This is a genomic window from Streptomyces griseiscabiei (assembly GCF_020010925.1).
Classification (GTDB): domain Bacteria; phylum Actinomycetota; class Actinomycetes; order Streptomycetales; family Streptomycetaceae; genus Streptomyces; species Streptomyces griseiscabiei.
Genome location: NZ_JAGJBZ010000002.1, coordinates 3,126,014 through 3,141,535, shown reverse-complemented (window position 1 = coordinate 3,141,535; position 15,522 = coordinate 3,126,014). Strand labels below are relative to the sequence as shown.

Annotated in this window: 11 protein-coding genes; 2 read left to right on the top strand and 9 right to left on the bottom strand. The window is 72.5% G+C overall.

Annotated features, from left to right (window positions below; genetic code table 11):
* Positions 1-43: 43 nt before the first annotated feature.
* Both J8M51_RS30895 and J8M51_RS30890 read right to left on the bottom strand, forming a co-directional pair.
* Positions 44-2,422, bottom strand: coding sequence for a SpoIIE family protein phosphatase (locus J8M51_RS30895; RefSeq protein ID WP_086756068.1), 2,379 nt, complete (start codon positions 2,420-2,422; stop codon positions 44-46).
* Complete coding sequence (locus J8M51_RS30890; protein WP_267299613.1) at positions 2,419-6,687, bottom strand: HAMP domain-containing protein; 4,269 nt, start codon at positions 6,685-6,687, stop codon at positions 2,419-2,421. The genes J8M51_RS30895 and J8M51_RS30890 overlap by 4 nt, the downstream gene beginning before the upstream one ends.
* Positions 6,688-7,452: 765 nt before the next feature.
* Between J8M51_RS30890 and J8M51_RS30885 the strand changes: the two genes are divergently transcribed.
* The gene (locus tag J8M51_RS30885) at positions 7,453-7,866 is read left to right on the top strand and encodes a YciI family protein (RefSeq protein WP_216588851.1); all 414 of its coding nucleotides are present in this window, start codon (positions 7,453-7,455) and stop codon (positions 7,864-7,866) included.
* Complete coding sequence (locus J8M51_RS30880) at positions 7,866-9,035, top strand: RNA polymerase sigma factor (RefSeq protein WP_086763634.1); 1,170 nt, start codon at positions 7,866-7,868, stop codon at positions 9,033-9,035. Before J8M51_RS30885 ends, J8M51_RS30880 begins: the two co-directional genes overlap by 1 nt.
* A 39-nt stretch (positions 9,036-9,074) precedes the next feature.
* On the opposite strand, the gene hypE is transcribed toward J8M51_RS30880, so the two are convergent.
* The 7 genes from hypE to J8M51_RS46320 all read right to left on the bottom strand — a co-directional run bounded on the left by hypE (position 9,075) and on the right by J8M51_RS46320 (position 15,513).
* On the bottom strand, positions 9,075-10,163 hold the full coding sequence (gene hypE, locus J8M51_RS30875) for a hydrogenase expression/formation protein HypE (protein ID WP_086763632.1): 1,089 nt from the start codon (positions 10,161-10,163) through the stop codon (positions 9,075-9,077).
* Positions 10,156-11,286 (bottom strand): hydrogenase formation protein HypD, encoded by a 1,131-nt coding sequence (gene hypD, locus J8M51_RS30870; protein WP_086763630.1) that lies wholly within the window; start codon positions 11,284-11,286, stop codon positions 10,156-10,158. Before hypD ends, hypE begins: the two co-directional genes overlap by 8 nt.
* Positions 11,283-11,618 (bottom strand): HypC/HybG/HupF family hydrogenase formation chaperone, encoded by a 336-nt coding sequence (locus J8M51_RS30865; protein WP_086763628.1) that lies wholly within the window; start codon positions 11,616-11,618, stop codon positions 11,283-11,285. Before J8M51_RS30865 ends, hypD begins: the two co-directional genes overlap by 4 nt.
* 40 nt (positions 11,619-11,658) lie before the next feature.
* Complete coding sequence (gene hypF, locus J8M51_RS30860; protein WP_086763626.1) at positions 11,659-14,067, bottom strand: carbamoyltransferase HypF; 2,409 nt, start codon at positions 14,065-14,067, stop codon at positions 11,659-11,661.
* Complete coding sequence (gene hypB, locus J8M51_RS30855) at positions 14,064-14,852, bottom strand: hydrogenase nickel incorporation protein HypB (RefSeq protein ID WP_086763624.1); 789 nt, start codon at positions 14,850-14,852, stop codon at positions 14,064-14,066. The genes hypF and hypB overlap by 4 nt, the downstream gene beginning before the upstream one ends.
* A gap of 3 nt (positions 14,853-14,855) precedes the next feature.
* A complete protein-coding gene (gene hypA / locus J8M51_RS30850) occupies positions 14,856-15,254 on the bottom strand; it encodes a hydrogenase maturation nickel metallochaperone HypA (RefSeq protein WP_086763622.1) in 399 nt (132 codons plus the stop codon).
* 154 nt (positions 15,255-15,408) lie between these two features.
* Positions 15,409-15,513 carry a DUF6893 family small protein gene (locus tag J8M51_RS46320; RefSeq protein WP_398857170.1) on the bottom strand — a complete coding sequence of 35 codons (105 nt, stop codon included), beginning with the start codon at positions 15,511-15,513 and terminating at the stop codon, positions 15,409-15,411.
* Between the last annotated feature and the right edge of the window lie 9 nt (positions 15,514-15,522).

Below are 15,522 nucleotides of genomic sequence, written 5' to 3'. Positions count from 1 at the left end.
CGCCCTGCTCCTCTGCTCGACCCACAGGCTCACTCCCGGAGTATTAAGCCACCCGCACCCCCACCAGACACGTGTCGTCGTCCGTGTCGGATCTGCTGTGGGTGAGGAGGCGGTCCAGTTGCTGGTCGAGGGTGGGCGGGACGGTGCGGGCGGCGGTGAGGAGCTGGGCGAGTGACTCCTCCATGGAGCGGTCGCGGCGTTCGATGAGGCCGTCGGTGTACATCAGGAGGGTGTCGTCGACGGCCAGCTGGAGTTCGTGTTCCTCGTACGTCGCCTCGGGCAGGGCGCCCAGCAGCAGGCCCTTGATCAGGGGGAGCGAGGTCGCCTCGCCGACGCGCACCAGGACGGGCGGCAGATGGCCGGCCCGCGCCCAGCGCAGGGTGTGCCGGGCGGGGTCGTACAGACCGCAGACGGCCGTCGCGGTGACGGAGCCGGTGAGGTGGTGGGCCACCATGTTGAGCCAGGACAGCAGTTGTCCCGGACCGGCGCCGGTCACCGCGAGCCCGCGCAACGCGTTGCGCAGGACGACCATGCTGGTGGCCGCCTCGATGCCGTGTCCGGCGACGTCCCCCACGCACAGCAGCACCAGCCCGGACGGCAGCACCACCGCGTCGTACCAGTCGCCGCCCACCAGGTGCTGGGTCTCCGCGGGCCGGTAGCGCACGGCCACCCGCAGCCCGGGGGCCTCCAGCGGGGCCTGCGCCGGGGGCATGATCGCGTGCTGGAGCTGCAGGGTGAGCCGGTCGCGTTCGCTGGCCTGCTGCTCGGAGTGGGCGAGCTGGTCGCGGGTGGCGGCGAGGGCGACCTCGGTCCAGTGATGGGCGGAGATGTCCTGGTAGGCGCCCCGGACGGCGGACAGCCTGCCGTCGGAGTCGAGGACCGGCTCGGCGACCACGCGGATGTGCCGGGTCACTCCGTCGGGCCGCTGGAGCCGGAAGGCCTCGGACGCGGGGCGGCGGTGGTGCAGCAGGGTGCGCAGGAACCTGCCGATGGCGACGGCGTCGTCGGGGTGGGCGTGGGCGGGCAGATCCTCCAGCGGGACCGGGCCGCTGACGGCGGGCTTGCCGTACAGGCTGTAGAGCTGGCCGTTCCAGGTGATCTCGCCGGTGACGAGGTTCTCCTCGAATCCGCCGATACGGCCGAGGCGCTGCGCGTGCTGGAGCAGGCTCGCGAGCCGGGCGGTCTCGTCCTCTATCCGCCAGATCAGCAGGACGCTGCCGCCGTGCCGGCTGATGTTGATGTCGGCGACAGCGGCCAGCGGGACGTCCTCCACGAGGGAGGTGAGTCGCATCCGGCGGGCCCGGAACGCCTCCCCCGTGGCGTAGACGCGTTCGATCTGCTCGAACAGTTCGCTCTCGCCCGCGGCCATCGGGTACGTCTCCAGGAGCAGCGCCCCGTTGACGACGCCGCGCGGCCGTCCGGCCGGGTCCAGAAAGCGGCTGTTGACGTGGTGGATACGGAAGTCGACGAGGTCCCCGGCGGAGTCCAGGTGCGGGACCAGCACCAGCGCGGGGTCGCGCAGACCGTCGGCCAGATCGATCAGCTCGGCGACGTCCGGCAGGACGCCGGGCCGCCCGTCCCCGTCGGCGTGGTGCGGGGCACAGGTCTCCAGCGTGTGCGCGCACAGCTCGGCCAGCGCCTCTATCTGGCGGACGATCTGCGGGGGCTGGGCCTCCAGCGGTACGGGCCAGACGATCTCCAGAACGCCGTGGATCCGGCCGCCGGTGCCCGCGGGTACGGCGACCCGGCCGCCGTCGGGGTGGTGGTGCCGGCCGATGGAGGGCAGACCGGTCTCCGACAGGCAGCCGATCCAGCGGCCCGTGCGCTCACCGAGGCCATGACGGGCCACCGTCACCACGCCCGGCGGCACATACCGCCAGCGGGCCGCCTCCGCCGTGGAGAATCCGGCGCTGCCGGCCAGGGTGAGGGAGCCGTCGGCGCCGAGCGCCCAGATGGCCACGGCCTCCGCGCCCAGCGGCGTCAGGGCGTGTTCCAGCAGGGAGTCGGCGACGGACTGGGCGTCGTGCGCGGCCAGCGCGGCGCTCTCGGCGGTCCGCAGCCGTACGGCCGGGGAGTCGCTCCCCGGTGACGGGTCGCCGGTGTCGGCGCGGGCCGCGGTGAGGTTGAGGAAGGCGGTGGTGACCTCGGAGAGCCGGTCGCGGGCGGCCTGGTTGATGACCTCGACGGCGAACTCCAGGGGTGTCGCGCCCGCCTGCTCGGTCAGTTCGGCGAGCTGGCGGGCCGCCTGGGCGGGCCCGCAGCCGAGCCGCTCGACGAGGATGCCCTTGGCCAGTTCGATCAGGGCGCGTCCGTCCGCCTCCGCCTGGGCCGCCTGCACCTCGCGGCGCAGCCGTTCGACGGTCGCCGCGAGCCGGCCGACGGCGGAAGGGCCCGTGCTCTGCGTGGTGTGACGGCCCGTCATGCCGAGAGCCAGCGCCGGACGCGGCCGATCAGGTCGTTGGTGTCGACCGGCTTGGTGACGTAGTCGTTGGCGCCGGACGCGAGGCTCTTCTCCTGGTCGCCGGGCATGGCCTTCGCGGTGACGGCGATGATGGGCAGCTCGGCGTACTGGGGCATCGCGCGGATCTCGGCGGTGGCGGTGTAGCCGTCCATCTCCGGCATCATCACGTCCATCAGGACCAGGGCGATGTCCGGGTGGGCGAGGAGCATCTCGATGCCCTTGCGGCCGTTCTCGGCGTGCAGGACGTGGAAGCCGTGGAGTTCCAGCATGCCGCTGAGGGCGAAGAGGTTGCGCGCGTCGTCGTCGACCACGAGCACCTTGCGGCCGGCGAAGGCGCCGTCGACGATCTGCGCGGCCGGGCGCTGGGCCTCCTCGGCGCGGACCAGGGACAGCACGTCGCCCGGCTCCTCGGCGGACAGGTGCAGGGTGATCCGTTCGCGCAGTTCGTCGAGGCTGGACAGGAAGTCCAGCGGGCGGCCGTCCGCCCGGGAGCGCAGCGTCCGCTCGTGCGCCAGGTCCACGCGGTGGCCGGTGTGCACCAGCACGGGCACGCTGGCCAGCGCGGAGTCGCCCTCCATGGCCTCCAGGAGGCGTGCGCCCTCGTCGTCGGGCATGCCGAGTTCGAGGACGACGCAGTGGCAGGGTTCGGCGGCCAGGTTGCTCGCCGCTTCCTGTGCTCCGATCGCCGTGATGATGTCGATGGCCCCGAGCGGGTCGCCGTCGGACGCGAGGTCGGCGACCGCGCGTTCGGCGACGAGGGTCAGCAGTCCGCGCGGGCGGTCCTCGACCACGAGCAGCCGGCGCCTGCGCTGCTCGGGCACGGCGGGGGAGGCCGTGTCCGGCCGTGCGGCCGAGGTGAGTTCACGGCCGCCGGTCTGCGGGTGCTCCGCCGGCCTGCCGTCGCCGTCGAGCAGATCCTCGAAGTCGGCGCGGGCCACGGGGAGATAGAGGGTGAAGGTGCTCCCCTGGCCGGGTGTGCTGTCGACGGTGACGGCGCCGCCGAGGAGATGGGCGATCTCCCGGGTGATGGACAGGCCGAGGCCGGTGCCGCCGTACTTGCGGCTGGTGGTGCCGTCCGCCTGCTGGAAGGCCCCGAAGATCGTCTCCAGTTGCTGCTGGGGGATGCCGATGCCGGTGTCCTTCACCCGGAAGGCCACGACGGGACCGCCGCGCAGGACGCCGGTGGGCACCTCCCGGTCGGCGGCGGGTTCGATGCGCAGGGCGACGCCGCCCTCCTCGGTGAACTTCACCGCGTTCGACAGCAGGTTGCGCAGGATCTGCCGCAGCCGGGAGTCGTCGGTGAGCAGGTCTGCGGGGGTGCCGGGGGCGGTGGCGACCGTGAAGTCCAGGCTCTTCTGGGTCGTCATCGGCCGGAACGTGGCCTCGACGTACTCCAGGAGCTTGCGCAGCGGGACCCGTTCGGGGGTGACGTCCATCTTGCCCGCCTCGACCTTCGACAGGTCGAGGATGTCGTTGATCAGCTGCAGCAGGTCCGAGCCGGCCGAGTGGATGATGCCCGCGTACTCGACCTGTTTGGGCGTGAGGTTGCGCGAGGGGTTCTGGGCGAGCAACTGGGCGAGGATCAGCAGGCTGTTGAGCGGGGTGCGCAGTTCATGGCTCATGTTGGCCAGGAACTCCGACTTGTACTTGGACGCCAGCGCCAGCTGCTGGGCGCGGGTCTCCAGTTCCTGCCGGGCCTGTTCGATCTCCAGGTTCTTGGCCTCGATGTCGCTGTTCTGCGAGGCGAGCAGGGACGCCTTCTCCTCCAGTTCGGCGTTGGAGCGCTGGAGTTCGTCCTGCTGGACCTGCAACTCCTCGGACCGGGCCTGGAGTTCGGCGGTCAGCCGCTGGGACTCGCCGAGCAGTTCGTCGGTGCGGGCGTTGGCCACGATGGTGTTGAGGTTGACGCCGATGGACGGCATCAGCTGGGTCAGGAAGTCCTGGTGGATCTGGGTGAACGGGGTGACGGAGCCCAGCTCGATGACGCCGAGGACCTGGTCCTCGACCACGATGGGCAGCACCACCAGGGCGCTGGGCACGGCCTGTCCGAGAGCGGAGGAGATGGTCACATAGCCGGGCGGCAGCTCCTCCACGCTGATGGGACGGCGGTTGCGCGCGGCCTGCCCGACCAGGGAGCGGCCGACGGGGATGCGATGCGGCCGGTCGGTGTCGTCGGGGTAGCCGTACGAGCCCACGAGCCGCAGTTCGGGTCCGCGCTCGGTGTCCTCGGCGAGGTAGAAGGCGCCGTACTGCGCGGAGGCCAGCGGCGCGAGTTCGTCCATGATGAGTTCGGCGACGACGGGCAGTTCGCGGTGGCCCTGCATCAGGCCGGAGATCCGGGCGAGGTTGGTCTTCAGCCAGTCCTGTTCCTGGTTGGCGCGGGTGGTCTCCCGCAGGGACTCCACCATGGAGTTGATGTTGTCCTTGAGTTCGGCGACCTCGCCGGAGGCGACCACGGTGATGGAGCGCGTCAGGTCGCCCTCGGCGACGGCGCTGGTCACCTCGGCGATCGCGCGGACCTGCCGGGTGAGGTTCCCGGCGAGTTCGTTGACGTTCTCCGTGAGCCGCTTCCAGGTGCCCTCGACGCCCTCGACCTCGGCCTGTCCGCCGAGCCGGCCCTCGCTGCCGACCTCGCGGGCGACGCGGGTGACCTCGGCAGCGAACGACGACAGCTGGTCGACCATCGTGTTGATGGTGGTCTTCAGTTCCAGGATCTCGCCGCGGGCGTCCACGTCGATCTTCTTCGACAGGTCGCCGCCCGCCACGGCCGTCGTCACCAGGGCGATGTTGCGGACCTGGCCGGTGAGGTTGTTCGCCATCGAGTTGACGTTGTCGGTGAGGTCCTTCCAGGTACCCGCGACGTTCGGCACATGGGCCTGGCCGCCGAGGCGCCCCTCGGTGCCGACCTCGCGGGCGACCCGCGTGACCTCGTCCGCGAACGCGGAGAGCGTGTCGACCATGGTGTTGATGACGTCCGCGAGGGCCGCGACCTCGCCCTTCGCCTCGACGGTGATCTTCTGGGACAGATCGCCGCGTGCGACGGCCGTGGCGACCTGGGCGATCGAACGGACCTGGCCGGTCAGGTTGGACGCCATCACGTTGACGTTGTCCGTGAGGTCCTTCCAGGTGCCCGAGGCGCCCCGGACGATGGCCTGTCCGCCGAGATTGCCCTCGGTGCCGACCTCACGCGCGACGCGCGTGACCTCGTCCGCGAACCCCGACAGCTGATCCACCATCGTGTTGATCGTGTTCTTCAACTCCAGAATCTCACCCCGCGCGTCCACGGTGATCTTCTGCGAGAGATCGCCCTGCGCCACCGCCGTGGCCACCTGCGCGACATTGCGGACCTGCGCGGTGAGGTTGCCCGCCATGAAGTTCACGGAGTCGGTGAGATCGCGCCAGGTGCCCTTCACCCCCTGCACGTCCGCCTGACCGCCGAGCCGCCCCTCGGTGCCGACCTCGCGCGCGACGCGGGTGACCTCGTCCGCGAACCCCGACAGCTGATCCACCATCGTGTTGATCGTGTTCTTCAACTCCAGAATCTCACCCCGCGCGTCCACGGTGATCTTCTGCGAGAGATCGCCCTGCGCCACCGCCGTGGTCACCTGGGCGACATTGCGGACCTGGGAGGTGAGGTTGCCCGCCATGAAGTTGACCGAATCGGTCAGGTCCCGCCAGACGCCGCCGACACCGGGCACCTGGGCCTGGCCGCCGAGCCGGCCCTCGCTGCCGACCTCACGGGCGACCCGGGTCACCTCGTCGGCGAACGCGGAGAGCTGGTCGACCATCGTGTTGACGGTCTCCTTCAGCTGAAGGATCTCGCCCCGCGCGGGCACGTCGATCTTCTGCGACAGATCACCCCGGGCGACCGCGGTCGCCACCTGCGCGATGTCCCGCACCTGGGTGGTCAGATTGCCCGCCATGGCGTTGACCGAGTCCGTCAGGTCGGCCCAGGTGCCCGAGACCCCCGGCACCTCGGCCTGACCGCCGAGCGTGCCCTCGGTGCCCACCTCGCGCGCCACCCGGGTCACTTCCGAGGTGAACAGCGAGAGTTGGTCCACCATGCCGTTGAAGACGGTGGCGATGTCGCCGAGCAGTCCCTCCCCGTCGGAGGGCAGTCGGGTACCGAAGTCCCCGTCCCGTACGGCGGTCAGACCGGCCAGCAGCTGCCGAAGCTCCTGCTCACCCGGCGCCCGGTCGGTGGCCTCGGTCGTCCTGCTGCTCATGCGCACCCTCGTTCCGCTCCCCAAGAGCCCCCGCGCCGAGGACTCGGAACCCGCGCCGGGCCGTGAACGGCCCGCTCACCGCCCGCGTTTCCGCAGTTCACGGAACGACCGGATGAGAAAATCCGGTGAAGGTTAACGCAGTTGTCGTCCGACAACCAAAGCCTGTCACGGAGATCGCGGCCGCCCCGAAAAGATACCGCCCGAGGCGGAATAACCGGCCGGACGAGGGGCACTCGGTACGGTTGTCCCGACGATTCCGAGACCCTCGCGAGACCCCTGCGAGACCGCGCCGCCCGCCGTCGCCCTCACCCTCCTGGCAGCCGCGGCCATCGCGTCCCCCGGGAGGGCGACCGTCGCCTTCCTCGTAGCCGTCGGCGTCGCTGTCCCTCCCACGCCCGCTGTCCCTCCCCCGCTCGCCGTCCCGACACCGCTCCCGCCCTGCCGCCCCGCCGTCGTCACCCGCCTCCACCATCGCGGGCGGCGTTCGGACCGTCGTCGTCGGCCGGCCTCTCGGCATTCCCGCAGGCCGCCGACGTCGCCGCGAGGTCGCGCGGCCACGGGGGGCGCAGGGCCACGGCGAAGTCGCGGACCCGGTCGTGCGGGGGCCACCACGCCGCCGTTCTCGGACCCGACCGGCCGACGCGTTTCCGAAGGCCCGAAGGTCCGCGAAAAAATCTCGGCCGCCGATGTCGAGATCCCGTGCCCCGCTCCGTCCCCGGTGTGAACGCGACCAGAATGGCCGCACCAGTACCGAGGAGACCCACGATGGCCAAGTACCTGTTGCTCAAGCACTACCGGGGCGCCCCGGCCGCCGTCAACGACGTACCGATGGACCGGTGGACGCCCGAGGAGATCTCGGCCCACATCCAGTTCATGCGCGACTTCGCGGACCGGCTCGAGAAGACGGGCGAGTACGTCGACGGTCAGGCGCTCGCACCGGAGGGGACCTGGGTCCGCTACGACGGCGAGGGGCGTCCGCCGGTCACCGACGGCCCGTTCGCCGAGACCAAGGACCTCATCGCCGGGTGGATGGTGATCGACGTCGACAGCCACGAGCGGGCTGTCGAGCTGGCGGGGGAGCTGTCCGCCGCTCCCGGGGCGGGCGGGAAGCCCATCCACGAGTGGCTCGAACTGCGCCCGTTCCTGGCGGTCGAGCCGAACACCACGGACTGCCACTGATGGACGAGGCCCTGCTCCGGAGCCTCACCCCGGGTGTCCTCGCCGTCCTCGTCCGCCGCGGAGTCGACTTCGCGGCGGCCGAGGACGCCGTGCAGGACGCGCTGGTCGAGGCGGTCCGTGTGTGGCCCGCCGACCCGCCGCGGGACGCGAAGGGCTGGCTGGTCACCGTGGCCTGGCGGAAGTTCCTCGACGCGACCCGCGCCGACACCGCCCGCCGCCGGCGCGAGGACCTCGTCGACGAGGAGCCGGCGCCCGGCCCCGCGCCCGGGGTGGACGACACGCTCCGGCTGTACTTCCTGTGCGCCCACCCGTCGCTGACCCCGTCGTCGGCGGTCGCCCTCACCCTGCGCGCCGTCGGCGGCCTCACCACCCGGCAGATCGCCCGCGCCTACCTGGTGCCCGAGGCGACCATGGCGCAGCGCATCAGCCGGGCCAAGCGCACCGTCTCCGAGGTGCGGCTCGACCGGCCCGGCGATGTGGCCACCGTGCTGCGCGTCCTCTATCTGGTCTTCAACGAGGGCTACTCCGGTGACGTCGACCTGGCCGCCGAGGCCATCCGGCTCACCCGGCAGCTCGCGGCCTCCGTCGACCATCCCGAGGTGGCGGGGCTGCTCGCCCTGATGCTGCTCCACCACGCCCGGCGCGCGGCCCGGACCGCTCCCGACGGCAGTCTCGTCCCGCTGGCCGAACAGGACCGCGGCCGGTGGGACAAGGCGTTGATCGCCGAGGGCGTCATGATCCTTCAGGCGGCTCTCGCCCGGGACCGTCTCGGCGAGTTCCAGGCCCAGGCCGCCGTCGCCGCCCTGCACGCGGACGCGCCCACCGCCGAGGAGACCGACTGGGTGCAGATCGTCGAGTGGTACGACGAACTGGCGCGGCTCACCGACAGCCCGGTCGTCCGGCTCAACCGGGCGGTGGCCGTCGGCGAGGCCGACGGACCGCGCGCCGGTCTGGCGGCACTCGCGGTCCTGGACGACTCGCTGCCCCGCTACACGGCCGTGGCGGCCCATCTCCACGAGCGCGACGGCGATCTGCCGACGGCGGCCCGGCTCTACGCGGAGGCGGCCCGCAAGGCCCCCACGGTCGCCGAGCGCGATCATCTGACCCGCCAGGCGGCCCGGCTCAACACCGGTCGGCTCGACACCGACGGGCGCGGACCCGCCCGGTAGGCCGCCCGGCCGACCATGGGCGGGTCCGCGGCGGCCCCGTCAGCAGATACGAGGCAACTGCTCCCCGATCGGCAGATCGACCACCCGTGTCCCGCCCAGCCCGGTGCGGGCCACGACCATGCCGGGGTGCTCCTCGACGGCCTCGCCGATGATCACGGAGTCCGCGCCGAGCGGGTGGGCGCGCATCGCCTCCAGCACCGCGTCGGCGTGCTCACGGGGCACGAAGGCCACGAGCTTGCCCTCGTTGGCGATGTACATGGGGTCCAGTCCGAGGATGGCGCAGGCGTTGGCCACGGCCGGGGGAACCGGGACGGCACGCTCGCGGATGACGACGCCGGTGCCGGAGGCCGCCGCGATCTCGTTGAGCGAGGCGGCGAGGCCTCCTCGGGTGGGGTCACGCAGCACATGCAGATCCGGGGTGACGGCGAGCATCGTCTCGACCAGACCGCCGAGCGCCGCGCAGTCGCTGGCGATCTCCACCCCGAACTCCAGCCCCTCGCGCACGCTCATGATCGCCACGCCGTGGACACCGATGGCGCCGCTGACGATCACGACATCGCCGGGGACGACCCGCTGGGGCCTCAGATCGACCCCCGCCGGGACGAGGCCGATGCCCGCCGTGTTGATGAAGATCCCGTCGCCGTGCCCGGCCTCCACGACCTTGGTGTCACCGGTGGCGACCTCCACCCCGGCGGTGCGCGCCGCCGCGCCGAGCGCCTGGGACACCCGGGTCACCACGTCCAGTTCGACGCCCTCCTCCAGGATGAACCCGCAGGAGAGGTAGGCGGCCCGGGCCCCGCTCATGGCGAGGTCGTTGACGGTTCCGTTGACCGCGAGGTCACCGATGCTGCCGCCGGGGAAGAACAGCGGCCGTACGACATAGGAGTCGGTGGAGAACGCCAGCCGGGCCCCGCCCAGGGAGAGGACGGCGGCGTCGCCCATCTGGGACAGCGTCTCGCCCCCGTAGGCGGGCGCGAAGATCTGCTGGACCAGTTCGGCGGAGAGGACCCCGCCGCCGCCGTGCCCCATGACGACCCGGGGCCGGTCCCGTACGGGCAGGGGGCAGGTCCACGCCTCGACGTCGAGGACGGGCGGACCGGTGACGCCGGACGCGGTGGTGTCAGACAACGGGGCTCGCCTCCCGGACCGCGGTGGCGGCGGGCAGGTCCAGCCGCCGGTAGAGGTAGTACGCCGCGCAGGCCCCCTCGCTGGACACCATCGTGGCGCCCAGCGGCGTACGCGGTGTGCACAGGGTGCCGAAGGCCCCGCACTCGTGCGGCTTGAGCAGTCCTTGCAGGACCTCGCCGCTGCGGCACTCGGCGGGTTCACTCGTCCTGATCCCCTCGACGGCGAAGCGGTGCTCGGCGTCGTGGTCGCGGTACTTCGACGCCAGCCGCCAGCCGCTGTCGGGGATCACGCCGATGCCGCGCCAGGCCCGGTCGGTGACCTCGAAGACGTCCTCCAGCATGGCGCGGGCGGCCGGGTTGCCCTCCGGCCGGACGGCACGGGCGTAGGCGTTGTCGACGGTGTGTTCGCCGCGTTCCAGCTGACGGACGGCCCGGCGTACGCCTTCGAGGATGTCCAGGGGTTCGAAGCCGGTCACGACGATCGGCACCCGGAAGCGCTCCGCCAGCTCCGGGTACTCCTCCACGCCCATCACGCTGCACACATGTCCGGCCGCGAGGAAGCCCTGCACCCGGCAGCTCGGCGAGGACATGATCGCCTCGATGGCGGGGGGTACGCGGACGTGGGACACCAGCATGCTGAAGTTCCCGATCCCCAGCCTGCGGGCCTGATGGACCGTCATGGCGTTGGGGGGTGCGGTCGTCTCGAAGCCGATGCCGAAGAACACCACCTCGCGGTCCGGGTTCAGCTGGGCGATCCGCAGGGCGTCGAGCGGTGAGTAGACGACCCGTACGTCCCCGCCCTCGCCCCGGACCTGGAACAGGTCCCGGCCGGTGCCCGGCACCCGGAGCATGTCCCCGAAGGAGCAGAAGATCACCCCCGGCCGGGAGGCGATCTCCAGCGCCTTGTCGATGACCTCCAGCGGGGTCACGCACACCGGGCAGCCGGGGCCGTGGATCAACTCGACCTCGTCCGGGAGGAGTTGGTCGATGCCGTGCCGGATGATGCTGTGCGTCTGCCCTCCGCACACCTCCATCAACGCCCAGGGCCGGGTCACCGTGGCGTGGATGTCGTCGAGGAGCCGGCGCGCCAGCTCCGGGTCCTGGAACTCGTCGATGTACTTCACGGGTTGCGCACCTCTTCCACCGGCACCTCTTCCACCGGCACCTCCGCGAACGGGTCCACGCCCGCCTCCTTCGCCGCCGTCTCCCAGGGGTCGCCGAACTCCTCCTGCAGCATGCCGAGTTCCGCGAAGAGTTCGAGGGTCTGCCGGGCCGACTCCTCGTCCAGCCGCTGCAGGGCGAACCCGACGTGGACGATGGCGTACTCGCCGACCTGGAGGTCGGGCAGATACTCCAGGCACACCTCCTTGACCACGCCGCCGAAGTCGACGGTGGCCATCCGGGTGCCGTCCCGTTCCTCGATGTCCAGCACTCTGCCGGGTACCGCCAGGCACATGAGCCTCTCCTCGCTGTCCTCGCTGTGGGTGGCGCGTCGCTCAGTCGGTGGGGGCCGCGGCGGGGGTGGCCCGCCCGGCCACCATCAACTGGCCCAGGGCCAGTCCGCCGTCGCCCGGCGGCACCAGGTGATGCCGCAGGACCGTGAAGCCGTCCGCGCGCAGGGCGGCGGCGCAGGCGGAGGAGAGCAGCGTGTTCGCGAACACGCCCCCGGACAGCACGACCGTGTCCGTTCCGTGCCCCTGCCGCGCCCGCGCGCACATCCGGTGGACCAGGGCCGTCACACCCTGGTGGAAGCGTGCCGCGATCAGGGTCGGCTCGGCGCCCGCGCGCAGATCGCCGACGATCGCCGCGAGCACGGGCGCCGGATCGGCCCGTACGGCCGCGCCCTCCCCCGCCTCCGGGTCGTGCAGGGCGAAGGTGTACGCCGTGGTGTCGCGGGCCGGTGCGCACAGCGCCGCGCCCTCCAGTTCGACGGCGGCCTGTGCCTCGTACCCGGCGTGGTGACACACACCGGCCAGCGAGGACACGGCGTCGAAGAGCCGGCCCATGCTGGAGGTGGGGACGCAGTTCAGGCCCCGCTCCAACTGCTGCTCCAGGACCCGGAGTTCGTCGGGCGGGCAGGCGGCCGTGCAGGGGAGGTCGGCGGACCGGTCGATCCCGGCCGCCCGCAGATGGGCCAGCGCCATGCGGTACGGCCGGCGCACCGCGAGGTCGCCGCCGGGCAGCGGGACGTAGGCGAGGTGTCCGAACCGGGTGAAGCGGTCGTAGTCGGCGAGCAGGAACTCCCCGCCCCACACGGCGCCGTCGTCGCCGTGGCCGGTGCCGTCGAAGGCGACGCCGATGACCGGCCGGGTGCCGTCGAGCCCGTGCTCGGCCATCGCGGCGGCGATGTGCGCGTGATGGTGCTGGACGCGCCCGACGGGCCGCCCCGCCGCGTTCCGGTCGGCCCAGCGGGCGGAGCGGTAGCCGGGGTGCCGGTCGGACACCAGGATCTCGGGCCGTACGCCCGTGATGGACTCCAACTGCGCCTCCGCGCGCTCGAAGGCCCGTTGGGTGCCGAGGTCGTCCATGTCGCCGATGTGCGCCGACAGCCAGGCCTGTCGCCCCGACCCCAGACAGAAGGCGTTCTTCAGGTCGCCGCCGACGGCGAGGGCCGGGCGTACGGGCAGCGGCAGGTCGACCGGGAGCGGGGCATGGCCCCGTGAGCGGCGGAGCACCAGCGGCTCGCCGTCGCAGACCCGGACCACGGAGTCGTCGCAGGGCACATGGATCGGCCGGTCGTGGGTGAGCCAGGCGTCGGCCAGGTGCGCCAGCCGTTCCAGTGCCTCGGTGTCGTCGGTGACGATCGGTTCGCCGGAGACGTTGCCGCTGGTCATGACGAGCAGCCGGGGGCCGTCCGGGTCACCGGGCAGGCCGAACAGCAGGTGGTGCAGGGGCGTGTAGGGCAGCATCACCCCGAGGTCGGGGCTGCGGGGCGCGACGGCGTCGGCGGGGCGTGGATCGCCGAGTGCGTGCGGACGGCGCCGGAGCAGCACGACCGGCCGGGCCCGGTCTTCGAGCAGGTTCCGCTCCTCGGGGCTCAGCCGTACGAGGTGCCGGACGTCGTCCGCCGTCGCGGCCATCACGGCGAAGGGTTTGTCGCCGCGTGCCTTCCGGCGCCGCAGGAGGGCGACCGCGGTCTCGTTCGTGGCGTCGCAGGCGAGGTGGTAGCCGCCCAGCCCCTTCACGGCGACGACGGCGCCCCGCGCCAGCAGGGCGCGCGCCCCGGCGACCGGGTCCGTCCCGTCGGCGCCCACGGTCCCTGTGTCCGGTCCGGCGATCAGCCGCAGCCGGGGCCCGCAGGCCGGGCAGGCGACCGGCTGGGCGTGGAAGCGCCGGTCGGCCGGATCGGCGTACTCGCGGGAGCAGTCGGCGCACATCGCGAAGCCGGCCATGGTGGTGTGGGCCCGGTCGTACGGCACTCCGGTGACGATCGTGAACCGCGGGCCGCAGTGCGTGCAGTTGACGAACGGGTGGCGGTGGCGCCGGTCCGCCGGGTCGGCCAGCTCCGCGAGGCAGTCGGCGCAGGTGGCGGAGTCCGGGGAGACCAGGGTGCGGGCCGGTCCGCCGGCGCGGGAGGCGAGGATGGTGAAGGCGGTGCCGCCTACGGGCGGCAGTTCCCGGTGGTCGACGGACTCGACGCGGGCCAGCGGGGGCGCCTGGGCCGCGATCCGGTCGCAGAACCCGGCGACGGCCGTGGCGGAGCCCTCGACCTCCACGACGACGCCCTCGGGGGTGTTGGTCACATGGCCCGCCAGGGCGAGTTCGGTGGCGAGGCCGTACAGGTAGGGCCGGAAGCCCACGCCCTGCACCACTCCCCGGACGGTGACCCGGCGGCGTGACGGGGTCTCCTCGGCGACGGCGGCAGCGACGACGGGGGCCTGGGCCGGTGCCTGGGGACCGCTCACGAGTGGGTGTGGGCCATGGCGCCGGGGACCTCCGGGTGCGCGTGCGTGTGGCCGTCGTGGGAGTGGGAGTGGGAGTCCGGGTGACCGTGGGTGTGGGGCTGCCGGGCCATCACCGGCGTGTGGACGGGGGCGCCGTCCAGGGCCGCGAGCGCCCGGTCGAGCAGGGCGCCGATCCCCCGTCCCGCCCGTGCCGAGGTCATGACGATCTCGACTCCCGGGTTGACCTGCTCCACATTGGCGCGGAACGCGAAGTCGTCGAACTCGACGGCCTCCGCGAGGTCCGTCTTGGTGACCACGACCAGCTGGGCCAGGCCGAAGGCGGTGGGGTACTTGAGCGGTTTGTCCTCGCCCTCGGTGACGGAGGCGAGCGTGACCCTGAGGGTCTCCCCCAGGTCGTAGGTGGCGGGGCAGACGAGGTTGCCGACGTTCTCCACGAACAGCAGCCGGGTGTCGTCGGGCAGCCATCCGTCGAGGTGTCCGGCGAGCATCCCGGCCTCCAGATGGCACAGTCCGTCGGTGAGCACCTGCTTGACCGGGACGCCCGAGCGCGCCAGACGGACCGCGTCGTTCTCGGTGGCGAGGTCGGCGCTGAGCGCCGCGACGGGAAGGGACCGTTCCCGTGCCCGCAGCAGTTCCTGCTCCAGGAGCGCGGTCTTGCCGCTGCCCGGGCTGGACAGCAGATTGACGACGGCGGTGCCCCGCTCGGTGAGGACGGAGCGCAGTGCGTGGGCGCTCGCGTCGTTCTTCGCTAGGACGGCCTGGCGCAGGTCGGCGACACGGCACATGGGTCAGCGCTCCTCGGGGATCGGTTCGCGGGTGGGGGTGTGCGCGGGGCCGCCGTCCTCCCAGCGCACGTCGACGATCTGCAGTTCCCGGCCGGCGAGCAGATCGGTCCGTGTCCCGCCGCACGCGGGGCAGGTCAGGTGGGGCGGCATGCCGACAGCCCATTCGTGCGCGCAGGCAGTGCAGCGGGCCCGTCCCGGCACGGCTTCGGTGACGAGTTCGGCGCCTTCCAACAGGGTTCCGGCGCAGGCCAGTTCGAAGCAGAAGGTGAGGGAGTCGGGGACGACACCGGCGAGTTCGCCGACCTGGAGCCGTACCGATCGGACCGCCGTGACGTTCCCGGCCCGGTCGGCGGCCTCGGCGACCTGGTCGACCACGGCCAGCGCGACGGACATCTCGTGCATGGGTCGTCGCCGTCCTTTCGCCGCCTGCCTCAGCCGGGGTTCATTACAGGGGTGTCCGCCCGGGTCACCCGGCCCGGCACGCCGTCACCGGCCGGCGGGTACGCCGTTCGACGCAACCGCGCGGCGGGCGACACACCGCGCGCCGCCCCGCGTGTCACATCCGGCGGATCCGGAGGTAGCGCCTGATGTCCGGCAGCACCTCGGCGGCCACGGCGACCAGGGCGGCCATGGCCGCTCCTCCGATGACGATCTTCTTCATCCCGTCTCT